Source organism: Bradyrhizobium sp. 139 (assembly GCF_023074175.1).
Taxonomy (GTDB): Bacteria; Pseudomonadota; Alphaproteobacteria; order Rhizobiales; family Xanthobacteraceae; genus Bradyrhizobium.
Genome location: NZ_JADPKS010000026.1, coordinates 27,800 through 53,169 on the forward strand (window position 1 = coordinate 27,800; position 25,370 = coordinate 53,169).

20 protein-coding genes and 2 pseudogenes are annotated in these 25,370 nt (G+C 64.8%); 11 read left to right on the plus strand and 11 right to left on the minus strand.

The window, feature by feature from the left end:
- Positions 1-5 precede the first annotated feature (5 nt).
- The 4 genes and pseudogenes from IVA80_RS07305 to IVA80_RS07320 form a co-directional block, all read right to left on the minus strand.
- Positions 6-3,161: a multidrug efflux RND transporter permease subunit gene (locus IVA80_RS07305; protein ID WP_247427305.1), complete on the minus strand. Its 3,156-nt coding sequence runs from the start codon at positions 3,159-3,161 to the stop codon at positions 6-8.
- Between the two features lie 6 nt (positions 3,162-3,167).
- Positions 3,168-4,361, minus strand: a complete 1,194-nt coding sequence (locus tag IVA80_RS07310; protein ID WP_247427307.1) for an efflux RND transporter periplasmic adaptor subunit — start codon at positions 4,359-4,361, stop codon at positions 3,168-3,170.
- Positions 4,362-4,819: 458 nt separating this feature from the next.
- A pseudogene (locus tag IVA80_RS07315) lies at positions 4,820-5,005 on the minus strand (hypothetical protein); the annotation flags it as partial.
- Positions 5,006-5,376: 371 nt separating this feature from the next.
- Positions 5,377-5,952, minus strand: a pseudogene (locus tag IVA80_RS07320) (class I SAM-dependent methyltransferase); the annotation flags it as partial.
- Positions 5,953-6,167: 215 nt separating this feature from the next.
- Here IVA80_RS07320 and IVA80_RS07325 point away from each other — a divergent pair.
- From IVA80_RS07325 to IVA80_RS07340, 4 genes are all read left to right on the plus strand, one after another.
- On the plus strand, positions 6,168-7,187 hold the full coding sequence (locus IVA80_RS07325; protein WP_247427309.1) for a flagellar motor protein MotA: 1,020 nt from the start codon (positions 6,168-6,170) through the stop codon (positions 7,185-7,187).
- A gap of 24 nt (positions 7,188-7,211) precedes the next feature.
- Entirely contained in the window at positions 7,212-8,240 is a 1,029-nt protein-coding gene (locus IVA80_RS07330) for a peptidoglycan -binding protein (RefSeq protein ID WP_247427311.1), read from the plus strand.
- Positions 8,240-8,686: a GNAT family N-acetyltransferase gene (locus IVA80_RS07335; protein ID WP_247427313.1), complete on the plus strand. Its 447-nt coding sequence runs from the start codon at positions 8,240-8,242 to the stop codon at positions 8,684-8,686. The genes IVA80_RS07330 and IVA80_RS07335 overlap by 1 nt, the downstream gene beginning before the upstream one ends.
- Positions 8,687-8,768: 82 nt before the next feature.
- Positions 8,769-9,032, plus strand: a complete 264-nt coding sequence (locus IVA80_RS07340; RefSeq protein ID WP_247427315.1) for a hypothetical protein — start codon at positions 8,769-8,771, stop codon at positions 9,030-9,032.
- A gap of 312 nt (positions 9,033-9,344) precedes the next feature.
- Here the strand turns inward: IVA80_RS07340 and IVA80_RS07345 are convergent, their stop codons facing one another.
- Positions 9,345-11,171, minus strand: a complete 1,827-nt coding sequence (locus tag IVA80_RS07345; protein WP_247427317.1) for an ABC transporter ATP-binding protein/permease — start codon at positions 11,169-11,171, stop codon at positions 9,345-9,347.
- A 223-nt stretch (positions 11,172-11,394) separates the two neighbouring features.
- Between IVA80_RS07345 and rpmE the strand changes: the two genes are divergently transcribed.
- On the plus strand, positions 11,395-11,622 hold the full coding sequence (gene rpmE, locus IVA80_RS07350) for a 50S ribosomal protein L31 (RefSeq protein ID WP_007599895.1): 228 nt from the start codon (positions 11,395-11,397) through the stop codon (positions 11,620-11,622).
- A 253-nt stretch (positions 11,623-11,875) separates the two neighbouring features.
- On the opposite strand, the gene IVA80_RS07355 is transcribed toward rpmE, so the two are convergent.
- Complete coding sequence (locus IVA80_RS07355; RefSeq protein ID WP_247427319.1) at positions 11,876-12,385, minus strand: DUF1465 family protein; 510 nt, start codon at positions 12,383-12,385, stop codon at positions 11,876-11,878.
- 51 nt (positions 12,386-12,436) lie between these two features.
- Between IVA80_RS07355 and IVA80_RS07360 the strand changes: the two genes are divergently transcribed.
- Positions 12,437-12,658, plus strand: coding sequence for a hypothetical protein (locus IVA80_RS07360; protein WP_247427321.1), 222 nt, complete (start codon positions 12,437-12,439; stop codon positions 12,656-12,658).
- A 362-nt stretch (positions 12,659-13,020) separates the two neighbouring features.
- On the opposite strand, the gene IVA80_RS07365 is transcribed toward IVA80_RS07360, so the two are convergent.
- The gene (locus IVA80_RS07365; protein WP_247427324.1) at positions 13,021-13,212 is read right to left on the minus strand and encodes a DUF1192 domain-containing protein; all 192 of its coding nucleotides are present in this window, start codon (positions 13,210-13,212) and stop codon (positions 13,021-13,023) included.
- A 110-nt stretch (positions 13,213-13,322) separates the two neighbouring features.
- Here IVA80_RS07365 and IVA80_RS07370 point away from each other — a divergent pair, with 110 nt between their 5' ends.
- Positions 13,323-14,321 (plus strand): NAD(P)H-quinone oxidoreductase, encoded by a 999-nt coding sequence (locus IVA80_RS07370; protein ID WP_247427328.1) that lies wholly within the window; start codon positions 13,323-13,325, stop codon positions 14,319-14,321.
- Positions 14,322-14,461: 140 nt separating this feature from the next.
- Positions 14,462-17,338, plus strand: a complete 2,877-nt coding sequence (locus IVA80_RS07375; protein WP_247427331.1) for an EAL domain-containing protein — start codon at positions 14,462-14,464, stop codon at positions 17,336-17,338.
- A 361-nt stretch (positions 17,339-17,699) separates the two neighbouring features.
- Here IVA80_RS07375 and IVA80_RS07380 read toward each other — a convergent pair whose 3' ends face one another.
- Complete coding sequence (locus IVA80_RS07380) at positions 17,700-17,963, minus strand: hypothetical protein (RefSeq protein WP_247427334.1); 264 nt, start codon at positions 17,961-17,963, stop codon at positions 17,700-17,702.
- A 153-nt stretch (positions 17,964-18,116) separates the two neighbouring features.
- Between IVA80_RS07380 and IVA80_RS07385 the strand changes: the two genes are divergently transcribed.
- Positions 18,117-19,613 carry a sensor domain-containing diguanylate cyclase gene (locus tag IVA80_RS07385; protein ID WP_247427337.1) on the plus strand — a complete coding sequence of 499 codons (1,497 nt, stop codon included), beginning with the start codon at positions 18,117-18,119 and terminating at the stop codon, positions 19,611-19,613.
- 4 nt (positions 19,614-19,617) lie between these two features.
- Here the strand turns inward: IVA80_RS07385 and galU are convergent, their stop codons facing one another.
- A complete protein-coding gene (galU, locus tag IVA80_RS07390) occupies positions 19,618-20,493 on the minus strand; it encodes a UTP--glucose-1-phosphate uridylyltransferase GalU (protein ID WP_247427341.1) in 876 nt (291 codons plus the stop codon).
- 204 nt (positions 20,494-20,697) lie between these two features.
- On the opposite strand from galU, the gene IVA80_RS07395 reads away from it, so the two are divergent.
- Both IVA80_RS07395 and IVA80_RS07400 read left to right on the plus strand, forming a co-directional pair.
- Positions 20,698-22,083, plus strand: a complete 1,386-nt coding sequence (locus tag IVA80_RS07395) for a lytic murein transglycosylase (RefSeq protein ID WP_247427368.1) — start codon at positions 20,698-20,700, stop codon at positions 22,081-22,083.
- A gap of 171 nt (positions 22,084-22,254) precedes the next feature.
- Positions 22,255-23,979, plus strand: coding sequence for a DUF459 domain-containing protein (locus IVA80_RS07400; protein ID WP_247427344.1), 1,725 nt, complete (start codon positions 22,255-22,257; stop codon positions 23,977-23,979).
- 140 nt (positions 23,980-24,119) lie between these two features.
- On the opposite strand, the gene IVA80_RS07405 is transcribed toward IVA80_RS07400, so the two are convergent.
- Positions 24,120-24,494, minus strand: coding sequence for a CsbD family protein (locus IVA80_RS07405; protein WP_247427347.1), 375 nt, complete (start codon positions 24,492-24,494; stop codon positions 24,120-24,122).
- 62 nt (positions 24,495-24,556) lie between these two features.
- Complete coding sequence (locus IVA80_RS07410; protein WP_247427349.1) at positions 24,557-25,294, minus strand: SDR family oxidoreductase; 738 nt, start codon at positions 25,292-25,294, stop codon at positions 24,557-24,559.
- Positions 25,295-25,370 lie beyond the last annotated feature (76 nt).

The window sequence follows — 25,370 nt, forward strand, 5'->3', positions numbered from 1 at the left end:
TGTGCTTACGGCTTCGCCGGCGCCGGCGGCCCATACGCCTCGCGTTCCTTCGCTGACCTCAGCTCCCGGTCCCCCGCCAGCACGCGCTGCACCGACACGAAGAACACCGGCACCATCAGCAGCGCCAGGATCACCACCGCGATCATGCCGCCCATCACGATGGTGCCGAGCGATTGCTGGCTGGCGCCGCCGGCACCATGCGCGATCGCCATCGGCAGCACACCGCAGATAAAGGCGAGGCCGGTCATCAGGATCGGCCGGAAGCGCAGACGGCAGGCCTCGATGGTGGCTTCCACCAGCGGCTTGCCCTCCTTGCGCAGATCCTTGGCGAACTCGATGATCAGGATCGCATCCTTGGCGGCGAGGCCGATGATGGTGATCAGTCCGACGGTAAAATAGACGTCATTGGGCAGACCGCGCAGCATCGCTGCGACCACCGCGCCGACGATGCCGAGCGGCACGGTCAAGAGCACCGCGAGCGGAATGGTCCAGCTCTCATAGAGCGCGGCAAGACACAGGAACACCACGAACACCGACAGCGCCAGCAGGAACGGCGCCTGCGAACCCGACAGCTTCTCCTGGAGCGACTGCCCGGTCCATTCATAGCCGAAGCCGCGCGGCAGCTTGCCCGCAAGCCGCTCCATCTCAGCGATCGCGTCGCCCGAGGTGAAGCCCGGCTTGGCCTCGCCGGAGATGCGCACCGCCGGATAGTAGTTGAAGCCCGCGATCTGCGTCGGCCCACGCGCCCATTCGACTGTGCCGAAGGAAGAGAACGGCACGAGCTGACCACGGCTGTTCTTGACGTTGTAGTTGAGGATGTCCTCGGTCCGCATGCGGTCGCGGGCATCCGCCTGCACCACGACCCGCTGCATGCGGCCGCGGTTCGGAAAGTCGTTGATGTAGTTCGAACCGAGATTGGTCGAGATCGTGTTGTTGATGTCCTCGAAGGTGACGCCGAAGGCGCCGGCCTTTTCGCGGTCGATCACGAGATTGACCACGCCAGCCTCGGGCAGGCCTTCGATATAGACCTTTTGAAGCACGGAACTGGCATTGGCCTCCGCGATCAGCTGGTCGGCGGCACGCATGAGCGCCGGATAGCCCTTCTGGCCGCGGTCCTGGAGGCGGAATGAGAAGCCCGAGGAATTGCCGAGATTGTCGATCGGCGGCGGCTGGAGCGCAGAGATCTTCGCATCGCGGATTGAAGACGACAGATCGCGGTTGATGTCGTTGACGATCGCCGCGGCGGAGTCCTTCGGCCCGCGCTCCGACCAGTCCTTCAGCGTGATGAAGGCCTGCGCGGTGTTCATGCCCTGGCCGGAGAAGCTGAAGCCGGTGAGGAACGTGACATCTTTCACACCCGGTCGCTCGGCGAGATATTTCTCGACCTTCTCGATGACGGCCTCGGTGCGAGGATACGACGAATCCGACGGCGTCTGCACGTCGGTAGTGACGAAGCCCTGGTCGTCGACCGGCAGGAAGCCGCCGGGCAGATTGACGAAGGCCCAGGAGAGACCAACCAGCAGCGCGACATAGACCAGCATCAAACGGCCGGTGCGCTTCAGCGAGAAACCGACCGTGCGGGAGTAGCCTTCCTTGCTGCCATCGAGCATGCGGTTGAACCAGCCGAACACGCCCCTCTTCGCGTGACCGTGACCGGCGGCGACCGGCTTGAGCAAGGTCGCGCACAGCGCCGGCGTCAGCGACAGCGCCAGGAAGGCGGAGAAGCCGATCGCGGCGACCATGGTGACCGAGAACTGGCGGTAGATGATGCCGACAGAGCCCGGGAAGAACGCCATCGGCACGAACACCGCCATCAGCACCAGCGTGATGCCGATGATGGCGCCCGATATCTGCGCCATGGCTTTCCGCGTCGCTTCCTTCGGCGGCAGACCTTCCTCGGACATGATGCGCTCGACGTTCTCGACCACGACGATGGCGTCGTCGACGAGGATGCCGACCGCGAGCACCATGCCGAACATCGAGAGCATGTTGATGGAGTAGCCGGCGAGCAGCAGCGTGGTACACGCGCCCAGCAGCGCCACCGGCACCACGATGGTCGGAATGATGGTGTAGCGGATGTTCTGCAGGAACAGGAACATCACCACGAACACCAGCACCACGGCTTCGACCAGCGTCGTCAGCACTTTCTTGATCGAGGCCTCGACCACGGGCGTGATGTTGTAGGGAATCTCGTAGGAGATGTTGGCCGGGAAGAAGCGCGACAGCTCCTTCATCTTCTCCTCGACCGCGCTCGCGGTCGCCAGCGCGTTGCCAGTCGGCGACATCAGCACCGAGAGACCGGCGGTCGGCTTGCCGTTCAGGCGCGTGTTGAACTGGTAGCTGAGGCCGCCGACCTCGATGCGTGCGACGTCGCGCAACCGCACGGTCGAACCGTCGGCATTGGCACGCAGGATGATGGCGCCGAATTCATCCGGCGAAGAGAGCTGACCCTTGACCAGCACCAGCGAGGAGGTGCGCTGGGTCGCAGTCGACGGTTCGGCGCCGATGCTGCCCGAGGCGACCTGCGCGTTCTGCGCCGCGATCGCCTTGTTGACGTCGTCGGCGGTCAGCCCGTAGCCGACCAGCTTGGCCGGATCGACCCAGACGCGCAAGCTGCGCTCGGTCGAATAGAGCGTGGCACGGCCGACGCCGGGGATACGGCGGATCTCGCCGAGCACGTTGCGGATCATGAAATCGCCGAGACCGACTTCATCGAGGCTGCCGTCGGTCGAGTTCAGCGTGATGATCTGGAGCACCGCGCTGGAGGCTTCCTCGATCAGGATACCCTGCTGGATCACCGCACGCGGCAAACGCGCTTCGACGCGCTTGATGCGGTTCTGCACCTCGACGGAGGCGGCGCTGGTATCGGTGCCCGGCTGGAAATTGGCAATGATCTCGACTTGGCCGAGCGAGTCGCTGGTCGATTCGAAATTGAGGATGCCGGAGGCGCCGTTGAGCTCCTCCTCAATCAGGCGGGTGACGCTGTTGTAGAGGTTTTCGGGCGAGGCGCCGGGATAGCTGGTCGAGATCGAGATCGAGGGCGGCGCGATGATCGGATATTGCGCGATCGGCAGCAACGGGACCGCAATCGCGCCGATCAGGCAGATGAACAGCGCGACCACCCAGGCGAAGATCGGCCTGTCAATGAAGAAACTCGCCATGGCGCGTTACCGCGTGAGCTTCTGGGCGTGCCGGTTGTCCGCGGTGGCGTCCGCTTCCGACCAGGATTGCGGCTTGACCTTGTCGCCGGCCGCGAACTTCTGGAAGCCTTCGACCACGACCTTGTCACCGGCCTTCAGGCCTTCGGTAACGAACCAGAGTCCGTCCTGCAGCGATCCTGCGCGCACCGGCTGCACCGCGATGTGATTGTCGTCCTTGACGACGAACACCTCGCTGCCGCCGCCGCCATTGCGCTGGATCGCCTGCTGCGGCACCGCGATCGCGTCGCTATCGAGACCCTGGTCGATGCGGACGCGGACATACATGCCCGGCAGCAGCTCGCGCTTGGGATTGGGGAATTCGCCGCGCAGCGTCACCTGGCCGGTGTGGGCATCGACCTTGGCGTCGGAGAACAGCAGCTTGCCGTCGAGCGAATAGGTGGTGTTGTCGTCGAGCACGAGGCGCACCTTGGCGGCATCGGCGGCGATGCGCTCGAGATCGCCGCTCTCGAAGGCGCGGCGGAGCTGGTTGAGCTCGGTCACCGACTGGGTGAAATCTGCATAGATGGGATCGAGCTGCTGGATGCTGGCGAGGTTGGTCTCGTTCTGCACCGCGAGCGCACCCTCGCTGACCAGCGCCGCACCGACGACGCCGTCGATCGGCGCGCGCACGGTGGCATAGTCGAGATTGAATTTTGCGCGCGCGAGATCGGCCTTGCGGCCTTCGACCTCGGCATGGGCCTGACGCTCGGCCGCGATCGCCTTCTCGTTCTCGGCTTCCGGGGCGGCGCGATCCTTGGTGAGGGTGGCGATGCGGTGCGCCTGCTGCCTGGCCTGCATCAGCGCGGCCTCGGCCTTGGCGACGGCAGCCTCGTTGGCCATCACCTCGACCTCGAAGGGACGCGGATCGATGCGGTAGAGCGGATCGCCCGCCTTCACCTCGCTGCCTTGGCGGAACAGGCGCTCGACCACGATGCCGGAGACGCGCGGCCGCACGTCCGAGACGCGCGTCGGCGCGATGCGGCCCGGCAGCTCGCGCACCACGGCGCGCGGCTGAGGCTTCACGATGACGATACTGACATCAGGATCGGCGGGCCGGGCGGCGGATACGGCGGAGCTGGATTCGTCGCAGCCCGCGAGCAACGGCGTAAAGGCCGCGAGCATCACTGCAACGCATGCCGATCGCGCGCGAAGTCCTGACATGAAGTGGGGTGCCCCGATGTTGTTGAAACCGATGACGCTCCGCGCAATGCCCGTTCTAGGCTGTTCCGCGCGGTTGATACCGTCAAAATAGAATGGACTTGCTGCGATGCAACCATCCCGCAGGCGGCTCAATGTCACACCGCCTATGGCGCTGAGCTCAGAGCGCTTTTTATGCATCACCGGATTGTGAGTCGGGAGTTCCATCGCACACTGCGACAGAACAACGCAACGCCGTGATGTCCAATATGACGTGGTGGAGAGTTCGCGGAGCGCCTTTGCTGGCCGTAAGGGCAGTTTTGAACATCACTCGGTGTGACGCTTCAGTGGACGACCGCGCTCCGTAGAAGCAGATGAGAGCTCCGCATTTGGCTTCGCCTGGTCAGAGCACGGGCCTGAGTGCCGCAAGAGCCCGCCGTGGCGATGAGGCACGTGCGGGGCTTGCAAGATGGTCAGCGTACTTATCGCTTGGCAGGCGGACCACTCTTGTTGCCCGGCAATCCCTTGACGTTCGCCGGGTCCTGCTCCTGCACCGATAGGTTTTGAGACGCTGAGCCGGTGGTTCCGGTATGAGCTGGCGGCCCGTTCTTGTTGCCAGGAGCACCCGCAATTCCTGCACCTGAGTTCTGTGCACTCGGCGCCGTCGCCGCGCTGCCGGAGTCGGTGTGAGTAGCGCTGCCCGGGACGTGAGCCGCCGATCCAGGCTTCTCCTGTTCCGAGACGTAACCCGAGGCACCAGAGTTCTGAGTTTTGATACCTTTGTCGGCTTCATTCTGGAGGTTATGCGATGGCGAAGCCTGCTGCGCCATCGCCGGTGCCGTATAGCCGGCTACCACGGCAATTGCTGTGAGTGCGAGGTACCGCATGATGTTTCCTCCTGGATTGTTTGCCGATAACAAAGGAGGAGCCCGACGTTTCCGATCGCCGCCGGAATTCTTTGCAAGCCCGCAAGCGCAGATTCACCACGTGAGGCGGAAGCTGCCGGCGCCCTTGTAGTTGCAGTTGTCCGCGCCGTTCCGAACATCTCGACCGAGACAATGCGGTCGAGTTGCCCATCGGGCGGAAACACGTTCATGTCCGCGGTGACCACGCGCAGGGTTCAGGAGCAAATGCTGCCGCGCCTCCTCCTCGACATAGGCGCGCTGGGCCTGCGAGCTCGACACCGCCGTCACCTTACGTGCGGAAACTGCCGCGCCATCCACAGCGACAGCGAGCCCCAGCCGCAGCCGAGTTCGAGGATGGTCTGACCGTCGGCGAGAGCGGCGTGCTCGACGGTCTGGCGCAGCGCCTCCTCCTCCTCCTCCGCTTCCCGCAAGGTGGTCGCATCGGACTTGTAGAAGCAGGACGAATATTTGCGGTTGGGGCCGAGCACCTCCGCAAAGAACGAAGCGGGCACCTCGTCACGCCCGGCATTGACGGCATCCGCGTCCCCGGCGATCGGCCGCAAGATCATCCGCCCGGCCAAGGCGGCATCATCGGCCGCGCCCAGCGCGGACAGGCGCGCCGCCATGCGGGAGCACAGGCGCTGTATCGCGGCGCGGATCACAACGTCCGGCAGCGGCACGCGTTCGGCAGTCCCGATGATCGCGGACACGACTCATGCGACCACTCCGTCTTTGGACGGCAGGGGGAAAGTGCGACCTGAACCTGTGGAATGCCGACGATTTGCGAAGTACGTCTTTACCAAAGCGCGGTTTCAGCTTTGAGTTCCGCACCTCTCCCCGAAATCGGCGCATCCGGCGCTTTTTTTGGGCTGCCGCTGTGCCATAGTGCGCCCCGCAAGCAAGTTCGTAACGGATGATACCGGCCATGCCGTCTGGCGCCTCGCCCCGCTCCCCCATGGATATCGAATACACCAAGCTATCCTCGCCCAGCGTTTTCCTGGTGCGGATGCTGGTCTTCCTCGTGCTCTGCACCCTGGTGGGCGTGGTGCTTTACAAGCAGATCATCCAGGCCTTCTTCGCCAATCCCGGGCTCAATGCCCTGATCGGCGGCGTGCTGTTCATCGGCATCATCCTGGCCTTCCGCCAGGTGATCCGGCTCTACCCTGAAGTCTCCTGGGTCAACAATTTCCGCATCGCCGATCCCGGCCTTGCGCCGGCCCGGCACCCCAAACTGCTGGCGCCCATGGCGATGATCCTGGGCGGCGAGCGCACCGGGCGGATGAGCATCACCCAGACCACCATGCGGCACCTGCTCGACTCGATCGCGACCCGCCTGGACGAGGCCCGGGACATCTCCCGCTACATGACCGGCCTCCTGGTCTTCCTCGGCCTGCTCGGCACCTTCTGGGGCCTCATCGAGACGGTCGGCTCGGTCGGCAAGGTGATCGACGGGCTCAAGGTCGGCGGCGATTCCGGCGCGTTGTTCGACACGCTGAAGGAAGGCCTCGCCGCCCCGCTCGGCGGCATGGGCATCTCGTTCTCGAGCTCGCTGTTCGGCCTCGCCGGCTCGCTGATCCTGGGCTTCCTCGACCTGCAGTCGAGCCAGGCGCAGAACCGCTTCTACACCGATCTGGAAGACTGGCTCGCCACCACCGTGCGCGAATATGGTCGCGGCGATATAGCTGTCGCCGCCGGCGGCGGTGGCGTTGCGAGCGGTGAGCTCCAGGCCGCGGTCGAGCGGCTGCGCTCGGTGATCGAGGAAGGCAGCGCCAGCCGCGGCACCACGGCGGCGATGGCGAGCCTTGCCGAAGCGATCCAGGCGCTGGTCTCGCACATGCGGACCGAGCAGCAGATGATCCGCGAATGGGCCGACGGCCAGGGCGAGCAGAACCGTGATATCCGCCGCCTGCTGGAGCGCATCGCGCGCCAGCCGGAAAAGAGCTGAGCAATTTAACTCCGAGAGGCGATAATGGCCCTAGCCCGCGGCCGCCGCAGCGATGGCGCCTTCAACTACTGGCCCGGCTTCGTCGACGCGCTGTCGACGCTGGTGCTGTCGATCGTGTTCCTGCTGTCGGTGTTCCTGGTCGTGCAGTTCTTCCTCTCGCAGGAGGTCACCGGCAAGGACAAGGCGCTGGAGCTGCTCAACGCCAAGATCGCGCAGCTCAACGAACTCTTGTCGCTGGAGAAACTCGGCAAGCTCACGCTCGACGACCAGGTCTCGCAATTGAAAGCGGGCCTCGCCTCGGCCGAGACCGAGCGTGATCGGATCAAGGGCCTCTATGACGGACTCGCTGCCGCCGGCAACGACGCGCAGGGCAAGACCTCCGAGCTCGGCAAGGCGCTGGATTCGGAGAAGGCGGTTTCGGCGCGGGCGCTGGCACAGATAGAGGTGCTGAACCAGCAGATCAGCGCGCTGCGGCGGCAACTGGCGGCGCTGGAAGAAGCGCTCGACGCCTCCGAAAAGCGCGACAAGGAATCGCAGAACCGTATCGCCGATCTCGGTTCTCGCTTGAACGTTGCCTTGGCGCAGCGTGTGCAGGAATTGTCGCGCTATCGGTCGGAATTCTTCGGCCGGCTGCGCGCCATCCTCGGCAATCGCCCGGACATCCGCATCGTCGGCGACCGCTTCGTGTTCCAGTCCGAAGTGTTCTTCGACACCGGACAGGCGATGTTGCTGCCGGAGGGCCGCGCCGAGCTCGACACCCTGGCGGCCGCGCTGATCGAGCTCGACAAGAAGATCCCGAACGAGATCCCGTGGGTGCTGCGCGTCGATGGCCACACCGACGTGCGGCCGGTGAACGGTCCGAACTTCAAATCGAACTGGGACCTGTCGGCCGCCCGTTCGATCTCGGTGGTGCAATACCTGGTCTCGCTCGGCGTGCCCGCCCAGCGCCTCGTCGCGGCCGGCTTCGGCGAATTCCAGCCGCTCGACACCGCCAACACGGAAGAGGCCTACAAGCGCAACCGCCGCATCGAGCTGAAGCTGACGGAGCGGTAGTGACCGCCCTGCGCCTCCGCCCCTACCGCCCCGAGGACGAAGCCGCCTCAATCGACCTCTGGCATCGCAGCTGGCAGCAGGCCTATCCGCAGATCGATTTCGCCGCCCGCCTCGAATGGTGGCGCGCGCGCTGGCGCAAGGATCTGGTGCCGAAAGCCTCGATCGTCGTCGCCGAACAGGACGGCGTGCCGACCGGCTTCGTCACCATCGACGGCGAAGGCTATCTCGACCAGCTCGTGGTCGATCCCGCGCACTGGGGCTCGGATGCAGCGAGGCTGCTGCTGGATGAGGCCAAGCGCCTGTCACCGTCAGGCGTCACGCTGCTCGTCAACAAAGATAACGCCCGCGCCATCCGCTTCTACGAGCGCAACGGCTTTGCGCATGCCGGCGATGATTTGAATCCCACCTCGGGACGGCCGGTGCTGAAGATGATTTGGCGGGCGTGACGCCTGTCACGTCGGGATCCCCGGGCGTGAGTTATTCGTTGTTCCTTTGGGAGCAGCGATGACAAGCAGATGGAGACGATCGATGCGGCTGAGCGACCTGGCCAAGGGGTCTTCGGTCTTTCTGGGCGTCATCGTCGCCGGATATCTGTCGACGACCTATGTCGACCAGCGTCTTGCCACACCGCTCAAGACGGCGAGTGCTCCTGCTCCGACGAGCGATCCTGCTCCGACGAGCAGTCCCGTTCCAACGAACACCCCTGCGCCATCGGCCTGTGTCGGTGAGGACGGGAGCTGGAAGAACTGGCTGTGGCCGAATGTGCCGACGCTCTCGCCGAAGTGCCGATAAAATCCGTGCTCCAAAACTAAAATGTCGAAACAATCCCATGCACAGTAGCCGGTGACAGCGGAATCAACGGCTTGCGCAGGCTACAAAGCCCTTTGACACGTCGGGCAAAACAGGAGCATTTTGCTACGATTGGGCACTGAGGCTGTTGGGGCTCGAAGCTCCCTCTAAAAGCTCCGCTGTCATTCCCCGCGAAGGCGGGGAATCCAATACGCCGCAGGCTCTCAGTATCCTCGCACTGTCTCGAAGTACTGGATCGCCCGCCTTCGCGGACGATGACTTTGTGAATGAGGAGGCAGTCCGAACGCCTCCGCCTCACGCCCCCTCGAACTGCAACCTCGCCAGCCGCGCATAGAGCCCGTTCGCCGCGACCAGTTCGGCATGCGTGCCCTGCTCGACGATCTTGCCCTGGTCCATCACCAGGATGCGGTCGCAGGACAAGACGGTCGCCAGGCGATGCGCGATCACCAGCGTGGTGCGGTGGCGCATCAGCTCTTCGAGTGCGGTCTGCACCAGCGTCTCGCTTTCGGCATCGAGCGCGGAGGTCGCTTCATCGAGCAGCAGCAGCGGCGCATCGCGCAGGATCGCCCGCGCGATCGCGATGCGCTGGCGCTGGCCGCCGGACAGCGTCACGCCGCGTTCGCCGAGCGGGCTCTCGAATCCTTCCGGCAGGCGGCGGATGAACTCGGCGGCGTGCGCGAGGTCTGCGGCGCGCTCGACCTCAGCGTCGGTCGCATCGGGCCGGCCAAAGCGGATATTCTCGCGGGCGCTCGCGGCAAACACGTTCGATTCCTGCGGCACCAGCGCGATACGGGACCGGAAATCGCGCGGGTCGGCGGATTTGACCGGCGCGCCATCGAGCGAGATCGCACCGCCCCGCGGATCGTAGAAGCGCAACAGCAGATGAAAGATCGTGCTCTTGCCGGCGCCGGACGGACCCACGATCGCGACCTTCTCGCCAGGACGCACCGTGAATGACACCGCGTCGAGCACTTTGACGTCGGGCCGCGCCGGATAGGCGAAGCTGACCTGATCGAAGCCGACCTCGCCGCGTGCCGGCACCGGCAGCGCGCGCGGCGACGCCGGCGCGGTGATGTCGGGCTGCACATGCAGGATCTCGAACAGGCGCTCGGCAGCGCCGGACGCCGCCGAGACCTCGCCCCAGACCTCGCTGAGCTGGCCGAGGCCGGCCGCGGCGAAGGCCGCATAGAGCACGAACTGGCCGAGCCGGCCCGGCGTGATGGTGCCGGTCAGCACGTCATGCGAGCCGATCCAGAGGATCGCGACCACGCTTGCGAACACGATGAAGATGATGATGGCGGTGAGCACTGCGCGCGCCTGGGTCGAGGTGCGCGCCGCCTCATAGGCCTGCTCGACCTCGCCGCCGAAACGGTTCGCGGCGAGCCCCTCGCTGGTATAGGCCTGCACGGTGCGGATGGCGCCGACCAGCTCGCCCGCATAGGCCGAAGCCTCGGCGAGCGTATCCTGCGCATTGCGCGACAACCGCCGCACCCAGCGCCCGAAGGCGACCAGCGGCAGCACGATCAGCGGAATAGCCAGCAGAACGAAGCCTGACAGCCGCGGGCTGGTGATCACCATCATTGCCGCAGCACCGAAGAACATCATCAGATTGCGCAGCGCGATCGACACGGAGGCGCCGACGGCGGATTTGATCTGGGTGGTGTCGGCGGTGAGCCGCGACACCAGCTCGCCGCTGCGCGCGGAATCGAAGAAGGCCGGCGAGAGCGACAGCAGATGGGCGAAGACGTCGCGCCTGAGATCGGCGACGATGCGCTCGCCGATCGTCATCACGAGGTAATAGCGCGCAGCGCTCGCGAGCGCGAGCACGGCGACGACCGCGATCATCACCGAGAAATAGCTGTTGATCAGCTCGATGCCCTCAGGCGTCAGGCCGAAATCGATCATCCTGCGCACCGCAACCGGCACCAGCAGCGTGGTCAGTGCGGCGATCGTGAGTGCGACGAAGGCCAGCGCCGCGCGACCGCGATAGCGCGCGACATAGGGCGCGAGCGCCAGCAGCGGACGCAGCTTCGCCCGGCTTTTCGCCGGCGCCTCGATCAAATCGGCTTCGATCAAGGGGGCCTCTGCGTGCCCGGTTTCAAGCCGTTCTACTGCGCTCATGAGATCCGACCAAAAGAGAGGAGTCCGCTCCAAATAGGCCGGGTGAGCGGGAGTGGCAAATCCGGGATGTCCCTCAGGTGACAGCCCGGTTCTCAAAGGACTCCCAAGGGCCTACCAAGGCCTTGCAATGGCTTGTTTTACAGGGCCCCGTGGGGTATAGAGCCGGCCAAATCCGTCATTCGATAGCCACCCAAGTGAGGCGCCGGGGCGCCGAGGAATTGCCATGAAAGCCGAAATTCACCCGAATTATCATACGATTAAGGTCGTGATGACCGATGGAACCGAGTACCTGACTCGCTCGACCTGGGGCAAGGAAGGCGACACGCTGAACCTCGACATCGACCCGAAGTCGCATCCGGCCTGGACCGGCGGCAACGCCCAGCTGATGGATCGCGGCGGCCGCGTCTCGCGCTTCCAGAAGAAGTTTTCGGGCTTCCTCAAAAAGGATTGATCCGGCCGCAAGGCTGGACACGAAAAACGCCCCCGGAGAGCCGGGGGCGTTTTTGTTTTGGGCGACGGTCTGGTCTCAACCTGTCATCCTGAGGTGCGAGCCATGCGACGCAAAGCGTCGCGTGGGGAGCCTCGAAGGATGAACGGCCAAGCAGCAGCCGGGCCGTCGCCCTTCGAGGCTCGCCGAAGAGGCGAGCACCTCAGGGTGACGGTTCGACATCAAGTGCGCGGATTGGAAGTGCGCGGATTGGACCTTACCGCTCGAACGCCGCCTTCAGCGCGTTGAGCTGCGGCACCAGCGGGTTGCCGATCGCGGCGTGTTCGGCCGGCGGGGTGTGAATGGTGGTGTCCAGACGGCGCACGCGGGTCTGAAGGCTCATCGAGCGATGGATCAGGTCCTGGAGCTGCGACGGCAGCTTCTCGATGCTGTCGGTGGAGCCGGGATCGGCGGCGGAGAGCTTGACCTTGGTCTTTTCGCGGCTGGCCTGGCCCAGCGTCATCTCGCCTTCCTTCACCGCGCGGTGCAGCAGCAGCCACGAAGCAAGCTGCATCAGGCGGGTGGTCAGGCGCATGCTCTCGGTCGCATAGGTGAGGCTGACGGCGCGATCGAGCGCCTTGGCCTCGGTGCGGCCGGCGCCATCGAGATAGGCGGCGGTCTCTTCGACCAGGTCCATGCCCTCGCGGAACAGGACGCCGAACGCCGCAGAATTGGTGAACCGCTCGCTGAGTTGAACGAGAGCACCTTCGGCTTGCAAACGTTCCATGGTTAACGCCCCTTACGCAACTGTTTGACTGTCCGGCTTTGGCGCCGGCTTATGATGAACAAATCATTGCGCGGGCCGGACGCCGAGTCCAGCGACAAGCGCGGATATGGTTTCCGCCGTTTTTTGCTCGGAATTCAACCGGCGCCAAAGCGCGCGCGGCGCGCTTTAGCTTGTTGTTTGAGCATGATCTTATCGGAAAACCGCTTCACACTTTTCCAGATCATGCTGACGCAAAAAAGCAAAAAAGAGCCGCCGGAAGACCGGCGGCTTTGAAAGTTGATAACAGGGAGGCGTCAAACAGAGTGGACAGGAGCCACTCGGTGTCCAAACAAGGACAGTTCCAGTCATAAACCCGAAAGCTTAATATGGAGTAAACGAGCCAATTTTTTGAGAGTTCGTTAGCCATGTCGGTCAGTGGCCGAGTGCGTTGCGGAACAATCTCTCGACCGGTCGCCCCGCGAAGGCGGGGGCCCATAACCACAGGGAGAAGTTGTTGCACGAACCGGTAACTCCGAGTCATCGCCAAACAGCTTCTTGTGGGTCCCGGATCAGCGCTCCGCCCTCGACAACGCTGCGCGTTGCCGAGAGCTACGCTTGTCCGGGAAGACAGCTATGACGACAGCTATTGTGTGGCCCTATGACTTGAACACACTGTTCGCCGCGTCGCGCGAGGCGCGCTTCTTGGTGGCGGCTTCCTCCAGTCTTGCGATCTCGGTGTTCAGCAGCGCGACGCGCTCGGTCAGTTCCTCGACCGACAACAGTGAGAGATCCTGTCCGATTTCGTGGGTGACCTTCTTACGCGGGCGGTCGTCGTCTTCCATCGCCATCCTTGTTCCTCCTGCGTTCGCGCGGCGAGCCAAGCCGAGGTTGCCAGCCTGCACTGTGCTGGCTAATCAAAGGCCTCGTTTTATCCCGCACCTTTGCTCAAGGACACATCATGGACAAGCTGCCCGCGCAAATGACCGTGGTCGCCATCTCCAAGCCCGGTGGACCGGAGGTGCTGGTGCCGGAACAACGCACCCTGCCGCAGCCAGGCCCCGACGAGATCCTGGTCAAGGTGCAGGCCGCCGGCGTCAACCGGCCCGACGTCGCGCAGCGCTCCGGCGCCTATCCACCGCCGCCCGGCGCCAGCGATCTGCCAGGCCTGGAGATCGCGGGCGAAGTGGTGGCGGTCGGCAGCAATGCCAAGCGGCACAAGGTCGGTGACATCGTGATGTCGCTGGTCGCCGGTGGTGGCTATGCCCAGTACTGCATCGCCCAGGACGCCCAGGCGATGAGCGTGCCGCCGGCATTGTCGATCAAGGAAGCGGGCGCGCTGCCGGAAACCCTGATGACGGTCTGGCACAATGTGTTCGAGCGCGGCGGCCTCAAGGCCGGCGAGACGCTGCTGATCCATGGCGGCTCCTCCGGCATCGGCACCATGGCGATCCAGCTTGCGAAAGCGTTCGGCGCGAAGGTGATCGTCACCGTGGGATCGCAGGACAAGATCGACGCCTGCCTCAAGCTCGGGGCCGACCGCGCCATCAATTACAAGACCGAAGACTTCGTCGCCGTGGTCAAGGCCGAGACGAACAATGCCGGCGCCGATCTCATCCTCGACATGGTCGCCGGCGACTATGTCGACCGCAACTATGATGCCGCCGCGGTCGACGGCCGCATCGTGCAGATCGCAACTCTCAACGGCCCCAAGGTCAGCGTCAACATCGCCAAGGTGATGGTGAAACGCCTCACCCATACCGGCTCGACGCTGCGCCCCCGTACTAATGCGGACAAGGCGGCAATGGTGGCCGCGATCGAGGCGAAAGTGATGCCGCTGTTGCGCGAAGGCCGCGTCAAGCCGCTGATGGACAGCACTTTCCCGCTGGAAAAGGCATCCGATGCACACCGGCGGATGGAGACCTCGGCACATATTGGCAAAATTGTGTTGGAGGTCTAGGCCAACGGCCCACAGGGCAAGGCGGAAACCCTTTGATTTTCCTCGCTTTCGTGGCATCTATCGCGACGCACCGAACCATCTTGTTCCGTTCGGAAAACGCCCTGCACTGAAGAGTTTGCGTCGAACGCGGAGAACCGACCTTGCGTCTGATCAGGTGCCTCGCGCCCATAGCGCTGGGCCTCATGATTCTCGCCGCCGCGTTCCCGGCGCGCGCGCTCGACGCTGTCAGCGTCCGCGGCGATGCGCCCGCGATCGACCTCACCGGCGTGCTCGAGCATCAGCGCAGTGACGCCGACCGCATCCAGGTCTCCACCGCGCCCGGCACCGACGGCATCGTCCGCCGCATCGAGGTGCGCGCCCGCGAAGGCGGCCAGAACTGGGTGGTGTTCGCGCTCGCCAACAACACCGACGACCAGCTCGACCGCCTGATCGTCGCCCCGCATTACCGCATCGTCTCGTCGGGCTTGCTGTGGCCCGACCTCGGGCTGTCGCGCATCGCAACCATCACGCCCTCGACCGGCGACCGGCCGGAACGGCAGGAAAGCCCGACCGCCGACGTCTTCCGCATCACGCTCGACCCCGGCGCCGTCATCACCTTCGTCGCGGAACTGCGCACCGACAAGCTGCCGCAGCTCTATCTGTGGGAGCCGGAATCTTACAAGGACAAGGTCAACTCGTTCACGCTGTACCAGGGCATCGTGATCGGCATCTCCGGCCTGCTTGCGCTGGTGCTGACCATCCTGTTCGTTGTGAAGGGCAGCATCATGTTCCCGGCCGCTGCGGCGCTGGCCTGGGCGGTGCTGGTCTATATCGGCGTCGATTTCGGCTTCTGGGGCAAGGTGCTCGACATGTCGAACAACGCCGAGCGCATCTGGCGCGCGGCGGGCGAAGCGATCCTGGCGGCAACGCTGCTGGTGTTCCTGTTCGCCTATCTCAACCTCAGTCGATGGCACGTGCGCTATTCGCACATCACCGTGGGCTGGCTCGTGTTCCTGGGCTCCCTCGTTGCGCTGGCCCTGTTCGACCCGGCTGTGGCGTCCGGCATCGCGCGGATCTCGCTGGTGCTGATCGCCTTCGCCGGCTTCGCCCTGATCGTCTATCTCTCCACCCATGGCTTCGACCGCGCGGTGCTGCTGATTCCGACCTGGTTCCTGCTCGTGGTGTGGGTGGTCGCCGCCGGCATGACGGTTGCGGGCTCCGTCACCAACGACATCGTCGGCCCGGCGCTGCTCGGCGGCCTCGTGCTGATCGTGATGCTGATCGGCTTCACGGTGATGCAGCACGCCTTTGCCGGCGGCGGCGCCACCACCGGCGTCGTCTCCGACATCGAGCGGCGGGCGCTGGCGCTGGCCGGCTCCGGCGATTTGATCTGGGATTGGGACGTCTCCGCCGACAAGGTGTTCACCAGCCCCGAGACCGAAGCGCTGCTGGGGCTGAAGCGCGGCACGCTGGAAGGCCCCGCGGCATCGTGGCTCGAAGTGCTGCATCCGCTCGACCAGGACCGTTTCCGCGCCGCGCTCGACAGCGTGCTCGACCAGCGCCGCGGCCGCCTGGTGCAGGATTTTCGCCTGCGCACGCCGGACGGACACTTCATGTGGTTCGCGCTCAAGGCGCGCCCGGTGGTCGGCTCGGACGGCGAGGTCTCGCGCGTCGTCGGCACGCTCACCGACGTCACCGAGCTGCGCAACGCCGAGGAGCGTCTGCTGCACGATTCCGTGCATGACAACCTCACCGGCCTGCCCAACCGCAAGCTGTTCATGGACCGGTTAAGTGCGGTCGCGCATTTCGCCAAGACCATGCCGACGCTGCGGCCGACGCTGATGGTGATCGACCTCGACCGGTTCAAGCAGGTCAACGATTCCGTCGGCATCGCGGTCGGCGATTCGATCCTGCTGACGCTGGCCCGCCGTCTCACCCGCATCCTGAAGCCGCAGGACACGCTGGCGCGGCTTGCCGGCGACCAGTTCGGCCTGATCCTGCTCTCGGAGCAGGATCCAGCGCGGATCACCAATTTCGCCGAGACCATTCGCAAGACCATCCGCGCGCCGATCGCCTTCAACGAGCGCGAGATTTTTCTCACCGCCTCGATCGGGCTCGCGCTCTCCGATCCGCAAACCCAATTGACGGACGAGATCATCAAGGACGCCGAGCTGGCGATGTATCATTCCAAGCGCATCGGCGGCGACCGCATCGACGTCTACAAGCCCGCCATGCGCGCGCGAAAAACCGACCGCCTGACGCTGGAGAGCGAACTGCGCCGCGCCATCGAGCGGCAGGAGCTCACGATCCTGTACCAGCCGATCGTGCGGCTGGAAGACCGCTCCGTCGCCGGCTTCGAGGCGCTGGTGCGCTGGGATCATCCCAAGCTCGGGCGCATGGCGCCGTCGGAATTCATCACCATTGCCGAAGAGACCGGGCTGATCATCGACCTCGGCATGTTCGTGCTCGATCAGACCGCCAAGCAGCTCTCGATCTGGCAGCGCGCGATGCGCTCGCGCGAGCCGATCTTCGCCTCCGTCAACGTCTCCTCGCGGCAATTGCTGCGCCACGATTTGATCCACGACATCCGCACCGTGCTGTCGCGCTCCTCGGTCGCGCGCGGCACGCTCAAGCTTGAGCTGACGGAATCGCTGGTGATGGAGAACCCGGAGCACGCAGCCCAGATGCTGACGCGGATCCGCGAGCTCGGCACCGGCCTGTCGCTCGACGATTTCGGCACCGGCCATTCCTCGCTGGCCTATCTTCAGCGCTTCCCGTTCGACACCATCAAGATCGACCAGTCCTTCGTGCGCACCACCAATCGCGGCACCCGGCCGGTGATCCTGAAGTCGATCATCGCGCTCGCGCATGATCTCGGCATGGACGTCGTCGCGGAAGGCGCCGAGACCGATTCCGACGCGGTCGAGCTCTACCAGATGGGCTGCGAATACGCCCAGGGCTTCGCGTTCGGCGAACCGATGGATGCCGATGCGGCGATGCGGCTGCTCACGGAAGTGCGGCTGGAAGCGGCGAGCTGATCTCAACCCGCGGACGCTCTTCCCTTCTCCCCTTGTGGGAGAAGGTGGCGCGAAGCGCCGGATGAGGGGTTTGTCTCGGCAGACTCCGGTCGACAGCTTAACGCGCGGAGAGAACCCCTCACCCGTCTCGCCGCTATGCGGCGAGCCACCCTCTCCCACAAGGGGCTAAGGCATGCACACATCTCAAAAATGGAATCTAATACAGGGACTTAGATGACCCCGGATTTCGGAACCGCCCAAAGAGCGGTCGGTCAGCTATCTTGAAAAGACTCGCGCTTTCTATGGGTGCTGACCAACGACCGAAAGATGTGTGCACGCCTTAGCCCACAAGGGGAGAGGGGAACAGCATGCCTCACCGACATCAACGCCGCCGCTCGCTCTTCCGCTTTGTGAACCGCACGCTCTGGCCGTCCGGCATCCGCGTCGCCACAAAGCCCGCCGCGAGGCAGGCCTCGCGCTGCGGCATCTGAATGTCGGGGCTGCGCAGGCTGTCCCACCATGAGGCGCGATTCGCCGCGCGCGGCAGCGCCGTGCCGATGATCTCTTCGATCTGCTCGAAGCTCAGCACGAATTCCGCCTGCTTCTGCCGCATCAGATAATCGCGCAACGCGTCGTATTCGTTCACATCGTCCTCTCGTCCGAAGCCCAAATCTGCTCACATGAGGCTGCTCAAAACCGGCAGCTCTATAAACCATTTCTTAACTCATTGCGGCAACGCCGTCCCGGCTTAAACACTACTCAAGTTTTCGGGCGCATCCACTCATGTCGGGAGCTAGCCATGTTGTCTGGATGGCGCGAAGTCACGGCCCGTCGGCCGTGGCGCATTTCGGCGAAGCTGCTGATCATATCGTCCGTCGTGACGGTGATCGGCTTTTCCGCCATTTGCGTCAACGTCATGCTCGACATGCGCCGCGGCGAGGAGGCCCTCGCCCGCCAGACGCTGGAAAATCTGGCCACCTCCATCGAAGCAGATGTCAGCCGCAACATCGAGATCTACGACCTCTCCCTGAAGGCGGTCGCCAGCAACATGCTGCTGCCGGAGATCAACACGGTCTCGAAGCCGATCCGTCACCTGATCCTGTTCGATCACGCGACCACGGCGAGGCACTTCGGCGCCATCCAGGTGTTCGATGCCGACGGCAAGCTGACCATCGACGCCTCCACGCTGGATCCCCTGCTGCAGAACCGGAGCGAGGAGGATTACTTCAGGGTTCACCGCGACAATCCCGCCGCCGGCCTCTTCATCAGCCGTCCGATGCTGTTCCGCGGCGGCTATTCCATCGTGCTGAGCCGGCGCATCAGCGATACCGACGGCGGCTTCATGGGGGTCGTCGCCGGCTCGATCCGCTTCAGCTATTTCCACGAATTGTTCGAGCGACTGAACCTCGACCCTGAAGACACCATCACCGTGCTCAAGCGCGATCGCACCATCATGATGCGTCGGCCGTTCGATCTCGACATCATCGGCACGAATCTGAACGACCGCCAGGCCTGGAAGGCCGACAATCTTCGGGTGGGCACGTCCTATTCGGGACAGGGCCCGGTCGATCCGACGCCGCGGCTCTATGCGCGCAGCGGCGACAGCGGACCGCTGTTCGTGGTGGCAGGCAAACCGCTGAACGTCGTGTTCGCGCTGTGGCAGCGGGAGGCGCTTCGCATCGGCGCCGTGGTGCTGGTGCTCGCACTGTTCGTGCTGGGCTCGGCGATCGGGCTCGCCCGCGAGATCGGCCGGCGCGCCGACGCCGAAAGCAAGCTCGAGGAGATGGCGACGACGGACGCGCTGACCGGTCTGAAGAACCGCCGCAAGTTCGATCATGTCATCGACAGCGAGTGGCGGCGCGCCATGCGCCAGAAGGCACCGGTCGCGCTGCTGATGATCGATGCCGATCACTTCAAGGCCTATAACGACACGTTCGGCCACCAGGCCGGCGACCAGGTGCTAGTCGGCATCGCCATCTGCATTTCCGATTCAGTGAGCCGCGCCGGCGATTGCGCCGCGCGCTATGGCGGCGAGGAGTTCGCCGTGCTGCTGCCGAACACCTCGGCCACCGATGCCTTTGAGGTCGCCGAGGCGATTCGCCTGAAGGTGCAGGGCTGGTCCGACGACCAGGCGGCATCGACGGTGTCCTGCGGCATCGCCAGCCTCGTTCCCGCGAACGGCATGGACTGGGCGATCCTGGTCGCCGCCGCCGACAAGGCGCTCTATGCGGCCAAAGCCGGCGGCCGCAACCAGTCGGTGGTCGCGAGCCTGCCGAAGCTGTCGCTGGTGGCGTGAGGGGCTACTGCCCCAAGTACTTCTTCATCTCCGCGATCAAGCCGTCACGCAGCTCGGGCCGCTTCAGGCCGTAGGCGATGTTGGCGCGGAGGAAGCCGGGCTTGGAGCCGCAATCATGGCGCTCGCCCTCGAACTCGACGCCGTAGAATTTCTGCGACTTGGCCAGCCCGATCATGGCGTCGGTAAGCTGGATCTCGCCGCCGGCGCCGCGCTCCTGGGTCTCCAGTATCTCGAAGATTTCCGGCTGGAGGATATAGCGGCCGGTGATGGAGAGATTGGAGGGCGCGGTGCCCTTGGCCGGCTTCTCGACCATGCCGTCGACCTCGAACATCTTGCCGGTGCGTTTGCCGACGCCGCAGATGCCGTATTGATGGGTGAGATGCTCGGGCACCGCCTCAACCGCGACGACGTTGGATTTTTCGCCGAGCGATGAAGCCGTCTCGATCATCTGCTTCAGGCAGCCGGGCGTGTTGAGCACGAGCTCGTCCGGCAGCACGACCGCAAACGGCTCGTTGCCGACGATGTCGCGCGCGCACCAGACCGCGTGACCGAGGCCGAGCGGCGCCTGCTGGCGGGTGAAGCTGACGGCGCCGGCCTTCGGCTGGTTCTGCGCCAGGATTTCCTGCTCGGCCTTCTTGCCGCGCGCGGCCAGCGTGGAATCGAGCTCGAACATCTGGTCGAAGTGGTCTTCGATGACATTTTTGTTGCGGCCGGTGACGAAGATGAAGTGCTCGATGCCGGCTTCCCTCGCCTCGTCATAGACGTACTGGATCAGCGGCTTGTCGACGATGGTCAGCATTTCCTTCGGCATCGCCTTGGTGGCGGGCAGGACGCGGGTGCCGAGGCCGGCGACGGGGAATACGGCTTTGCGAATTTTCATGTGATGGATCGAATACCTGAGGACACATGTGAAGCGAGCAATGGCAACTTGCTAGCCTGTTTGCAGCCGCTAACAAAGGCGGATGTGGGGCCTCGCCCGCACAGAGTTAAGAAAAAGGCCGCCACCAAAATTTCACCTTTGTTAAGCTATTGGCAACGCTAACCAGGCCTCCTGATGGCGGATTTTCAGGCCGACGGGTGGGACATGATGCAATCAGTGGCAGGGCTGGCAAAACCGGCTGGATTTCTGACCGGCGCAACGATGATTGCGGCCGCTTTGCTGCTGCCGGCTTGCGCGCACGCGCAGGCCCAGAACGGCCTGTCGAACCTGTTCGGCGGCATCTTCTCCGGCCCGAATCCGGCGTCTTCGCAAGCCGCGCCCGGCCCCGGCGGCGCACCACCCTGGAGCGGCGAGGACGGAGCCTCCGGCCATCCGCTGATGACGGCGGCGGCGATCCGCGAAGCCGCGGGCAATTTCAGCAATTGCGTCGCCGCGATGTGGCCGGATGCCGCACGCCGCGGCATCACGCAGGAGAACTTTCAGCGCTTCACCGCAGGCCTCAGCCCCGATCTGCGCATCATGGACCTCATGGATTCGCAGCCGGAATTCACCAAATCGATCTGGGACTATCTCGACATCCTCGTGAACGACAACCGGCTCGCCAAGGGCCGCGAGGTCCTCGCCAAATACAAGGCGCAGTTCGACACTACCGAAAGGGCCACGGGCGTCGACCGCTATATCATTGCCGCGATCTGGGGCATCGAGTCCAACTACTCGACGCAGATGGGCGACCGCAGCGTGCTGCAATCGACCGCGACGCTCGCCTGCATCGGCCGCCGCCAGGGCTATTTCAAGGACGAATTCCTTTCCGCGCTGGAGATCCTCAACCGCGGCGATCTCAGGCCCGAGCAGATGCGCGGCTCCTGGGCCGGCGCCTTCGGTCCGACGCAGTTCATGCCGACCGCGTTCAAGCGCTTTGCCGTGGATGGCGATGGCGACGGACGATGCGACGTCGTCGACAATCCCACCGACCTGATCGCCTCCACCGCCAACAATCTGAAGAAGGACGGCTGGCAGGCCGGCCAGACCTGGGGCTTTGAGGTCGTGGTGCCCCCGGGCTTCAACTACATGCTGGCCGATCGCGCCAAGGCGATGACGATCGCGCAGTGGGGGAAGCTCGGGCTCAAGCGCCCGGCCAACCAGCTCTTCCCGCATCCGGCGGAAAAGGCCTATCTGCTGGCGCCCGCCGGCGCGCAGGGACCGGGCTTCCTGATGCTGCAGAATTACCGCGTCATCATGAAGTACAATCCGGCCGAGGCCTATGCGCTGGCGATCGGCCATTTCGCCGACCGGCTGCGCGGCGGTCAGCCCTTCGTGCAGCCCTGGCCGCGGCAGGAACGGGAGCTGTCCCGGACCGAGCGGCTGGAATTGCAGCAGCTGCTGGCTCAGCGCGGCTTCTACAAGGGCACCCCGGACGGCCAGTTCGGCGGCCAGACCCGGGAGGCGCTGCGCAGCTTCCAGGCCTCGATCGGGGTCGCCGCCGACGGATTTGCCTCCTCGGACGTGCTGGAACGGCTGCGCGGGCGGTAAAATCGCGCCGAAAGTAACCCTGAACAGGGATTTTGCTCGCTCGTCTTGACGGGGACGGCTGTTCCCCGGTGTATGGCAGACGAATCTGCAAAGAGAATCCGCCTGTTTGCGGCCCGATTCCGTTACTATATTGGACCTGTTCTGATCCCCATTGCGCGTGCCCGAGATCGCATGTCGAAGCCGAAGTCTTTCTTCAAGGCGCTGACCGAGACCGGCCCGTTGATCGCGCTGGGGACGGCGCTTGCGATCCTGGTGTCGATCGCGGGACCCGCCTCGGCGCAGTTCTTCAACTTCCCCGGCTTCGGCGGTCCGCCGCAGCGCGCGGCCCCGCCGCCGCGAAACGGCGGAGGCGGCGGATGGTTCGGCGGCGACTTCTTCGCGCCGTTCCAGCAGCAACAGCCGCAAGCACCGCGCCAGGATTTTTCGCGCGCGCCGGCGCCGGCCAAGCGCGACACCATCCCCGATAAGAACGTGCTGGTGATCGGCGACGCCACGGCCGACTGGCTCGCCTACGGTCTCGAAGACGCCTACACCGAGCAGCCCGACATGGGCGTGATCCGCAAGCACAAGACCACGTCCGGCCTGATCAAGTACCAGCCGAAGGGCGAGCCCTCGGACTGGGCGGCCGCTGCGAAGGGCATTCTCGAGACCGAGAAGCCTGACGTTATCGTCGTCATGCTCGGCCTCAACGACCGCATTTCGATCCGCGAGCCTGTCGCAGACAAATCAGACAAGGCGACGGACAAGGACAAGAAGAACGACAAGGGTGCGCGCGCCAAGCCGCAAGGAAAACCGGGTGACGCCAAGCCCGGCGACAACAAGCCGGGCGATGCAAAGCCCGGTGACACCGCAGCCAAGCCCGACGACAAGCCCGCCGATACCGACCTGCCGCAGGACGATGCCGACAACGCCGATACCCCGGCGGCAGCCCCCGAAAAGAGCGCGCGCAACCCGAACGGCCTCTACGAATTCCGCGACGAGCGCTGGGTCGAGCTCTATGGCAAGAAGATCGAGGAGCTGGCCAACGTCCTCAAGTCCAAGGGTGTGCCGGTGCTCTGGGTCGGCCTGCCCGCGATCCGCGGCCCGAAGGGCACGGCGGACATGCTGTTCCTGGATTCGCTCTATCGCGAAGGCGCGGCCAAGGCTGGCATCACCTATGTCGATGTCTGGGACGGTTTTGTCGATGAAGCCGGCCGCTTCCTCCAGAAGGGACCGGACTTCGAAGGCCAGATCCGTCAGCTGCGCAGCTATGACGGCGTCTATTTCACAAAACCCGGCGCACGCAAGCTCGCCCATTATGTCGAACGCGAGATCACGCGGCTGCTCGCGGGGCGCTCCGGCCCGATTGCGCTGCCGAGCGAACCGGCAACGCCCGACACCAGCGCCGAGCCCGGCAAGCCCGCGCCGCGGCCGCTGGCCGGACCGATCGTGCCGCTGGTTGCGGCCTCGATCTCGACCGATCAATTGCTGGGCGGCCCAGGCACACGTCCCGCCGCCGTCGATGCGCTCGCTGCGAAGACGATGGTGAAGGGTGAGCCGCTGGCCGCCCCGGCCGGCCGTGCCGATGATTATGCCTGGCCGCGCCGCGAAGTCGGCCGCGAGCAGGCCAAGGGCGATATGCCGATGGCGGCGACGACGCCCGACGGCAGCGCCGCTCACGGCACACCGGGTGCAGCCGCCGCGATCGCGCCGCCAAGACTGGCGCCGAAGAAGCCGCCGCTGCCGCAGCAGCCAGCGCAGGCAAACCCGTCATTGCGTGATTTCTTCGGCTTCGGCTCTCCGCAGCCACCGCCGCGTCAATTGGCGCCGGCGCCAGGGCCGCGCAATCCAAATCAGAACCCCGCGATCCCGCGTCCGCCGGGCAACGTCGGGCGATCGGCGGAAGTGCTTCGGTAGTCGATCTCGTGTCCTGGACGCGCTGCAACGCGCAGAGCCGGGACCCAGCTCTTGCGATATCCGCAACGAACAGACCCCGGCTCAGCAACGCGGCGTTGCGCGCCGTATTGCGTCCGGGGCACGTTGGATGGAGCCTTGGCTCAGCCGTAGTAGCGCCGGCGCGTCGGCGGGCGGCGCGCGGGGCGCGACATCAGAAGCGCGAGTGCGAAACCGATACCGCCGGCGACAAGCAGCGCGCCGAGCGGATTGTCCTGCACCTTCTTCGAAATCGCCTGCGTGCCATCGCGCAAAGTGTCGCCGCTGTTCTCGTAAGCGTCCTTGGCGTAGCCGGCCGCCGTCTCGCCGGCGTCACGTACGGCATCCTTGGCCTGGCCGTAAAGATCCTGCACCGTGCCGGCGGCTTCCCGCGCCTTGCCCGACGCCTGTGTCTGCGCATCGCCAGCGAGATCACCGACGGCGCCTTCCGCACGCCCAGCGAATTCCTTGGCCGATCCGACGATCCGATCCTTGTCCATGATGCTCCTCCTCGGGGGTCTGCCCAAGTAACCGATCAGGCGCATCGCAGTTCCATGGCCGCCTAGAGAATGAGCCCGCCGTCGACGACAAGCGTTTGACCGATCATGTAAGAGGACAATGGAGAGGCCAGGAACAATGCCGCGCCCGCCATGTCGGCCGGCGTGCCCAATCGCCGCAGCGGAATGCGTGAAAGTGCGCTTTCGAGCCGCTTGGGATTGTCGGTCGTCACCTTCGTCATCTTGGTGTCGACGAGGCCGGGCGCGATACCATTGACGCGGATGCCATCCTCCGCCCAGGCCTCGCCCAGCGTCCGCGTCAATCCGACGGCGCCGGTCTTCGAGGCGTTGTAGGCGGGATTGCCCATGGTGGAATGATAGGCCGCGGTCGAGGACACCATGATCAGCGCGCCCTTGGCATCGCGCAACATGGAATGAAACCGGGTCGCGCAGGCCATCAGGCTCATCAGATTGACCTCGACGACCTCGCGGAAGCCAGCCATCTCGAACTCGCCGCGGCGATAAAGCACCGCGCCCTGCGCGAGCACGAGCACATCGAGACGGTCGAAGGACGGCTTGAACGCTTCGATCGCGCCGGCCTTGCCGACATCGAGCTGCGCATAAGGAAGACCCGTGAGATCGGAGCCTTCTCCCGCCGAATATTCCGCAGGCTGAGCACGCGTGCCGCAGACTGCAACTTGTGCCCCCCGGGTACGGAAGGCTTGCGCGATGCCGTTGCCGATGCCGCTGGAACCGCCGACCACCAGCACCTGCTTGCCTGAGAAATCGAGCTCGTTCGCCATCGAGGCCTCCCGTTTTGTCTTGCTTGTTTGACCTGTCTGCGGATCGATGCCAGCCTTGTCAATCGCATAACAAGAC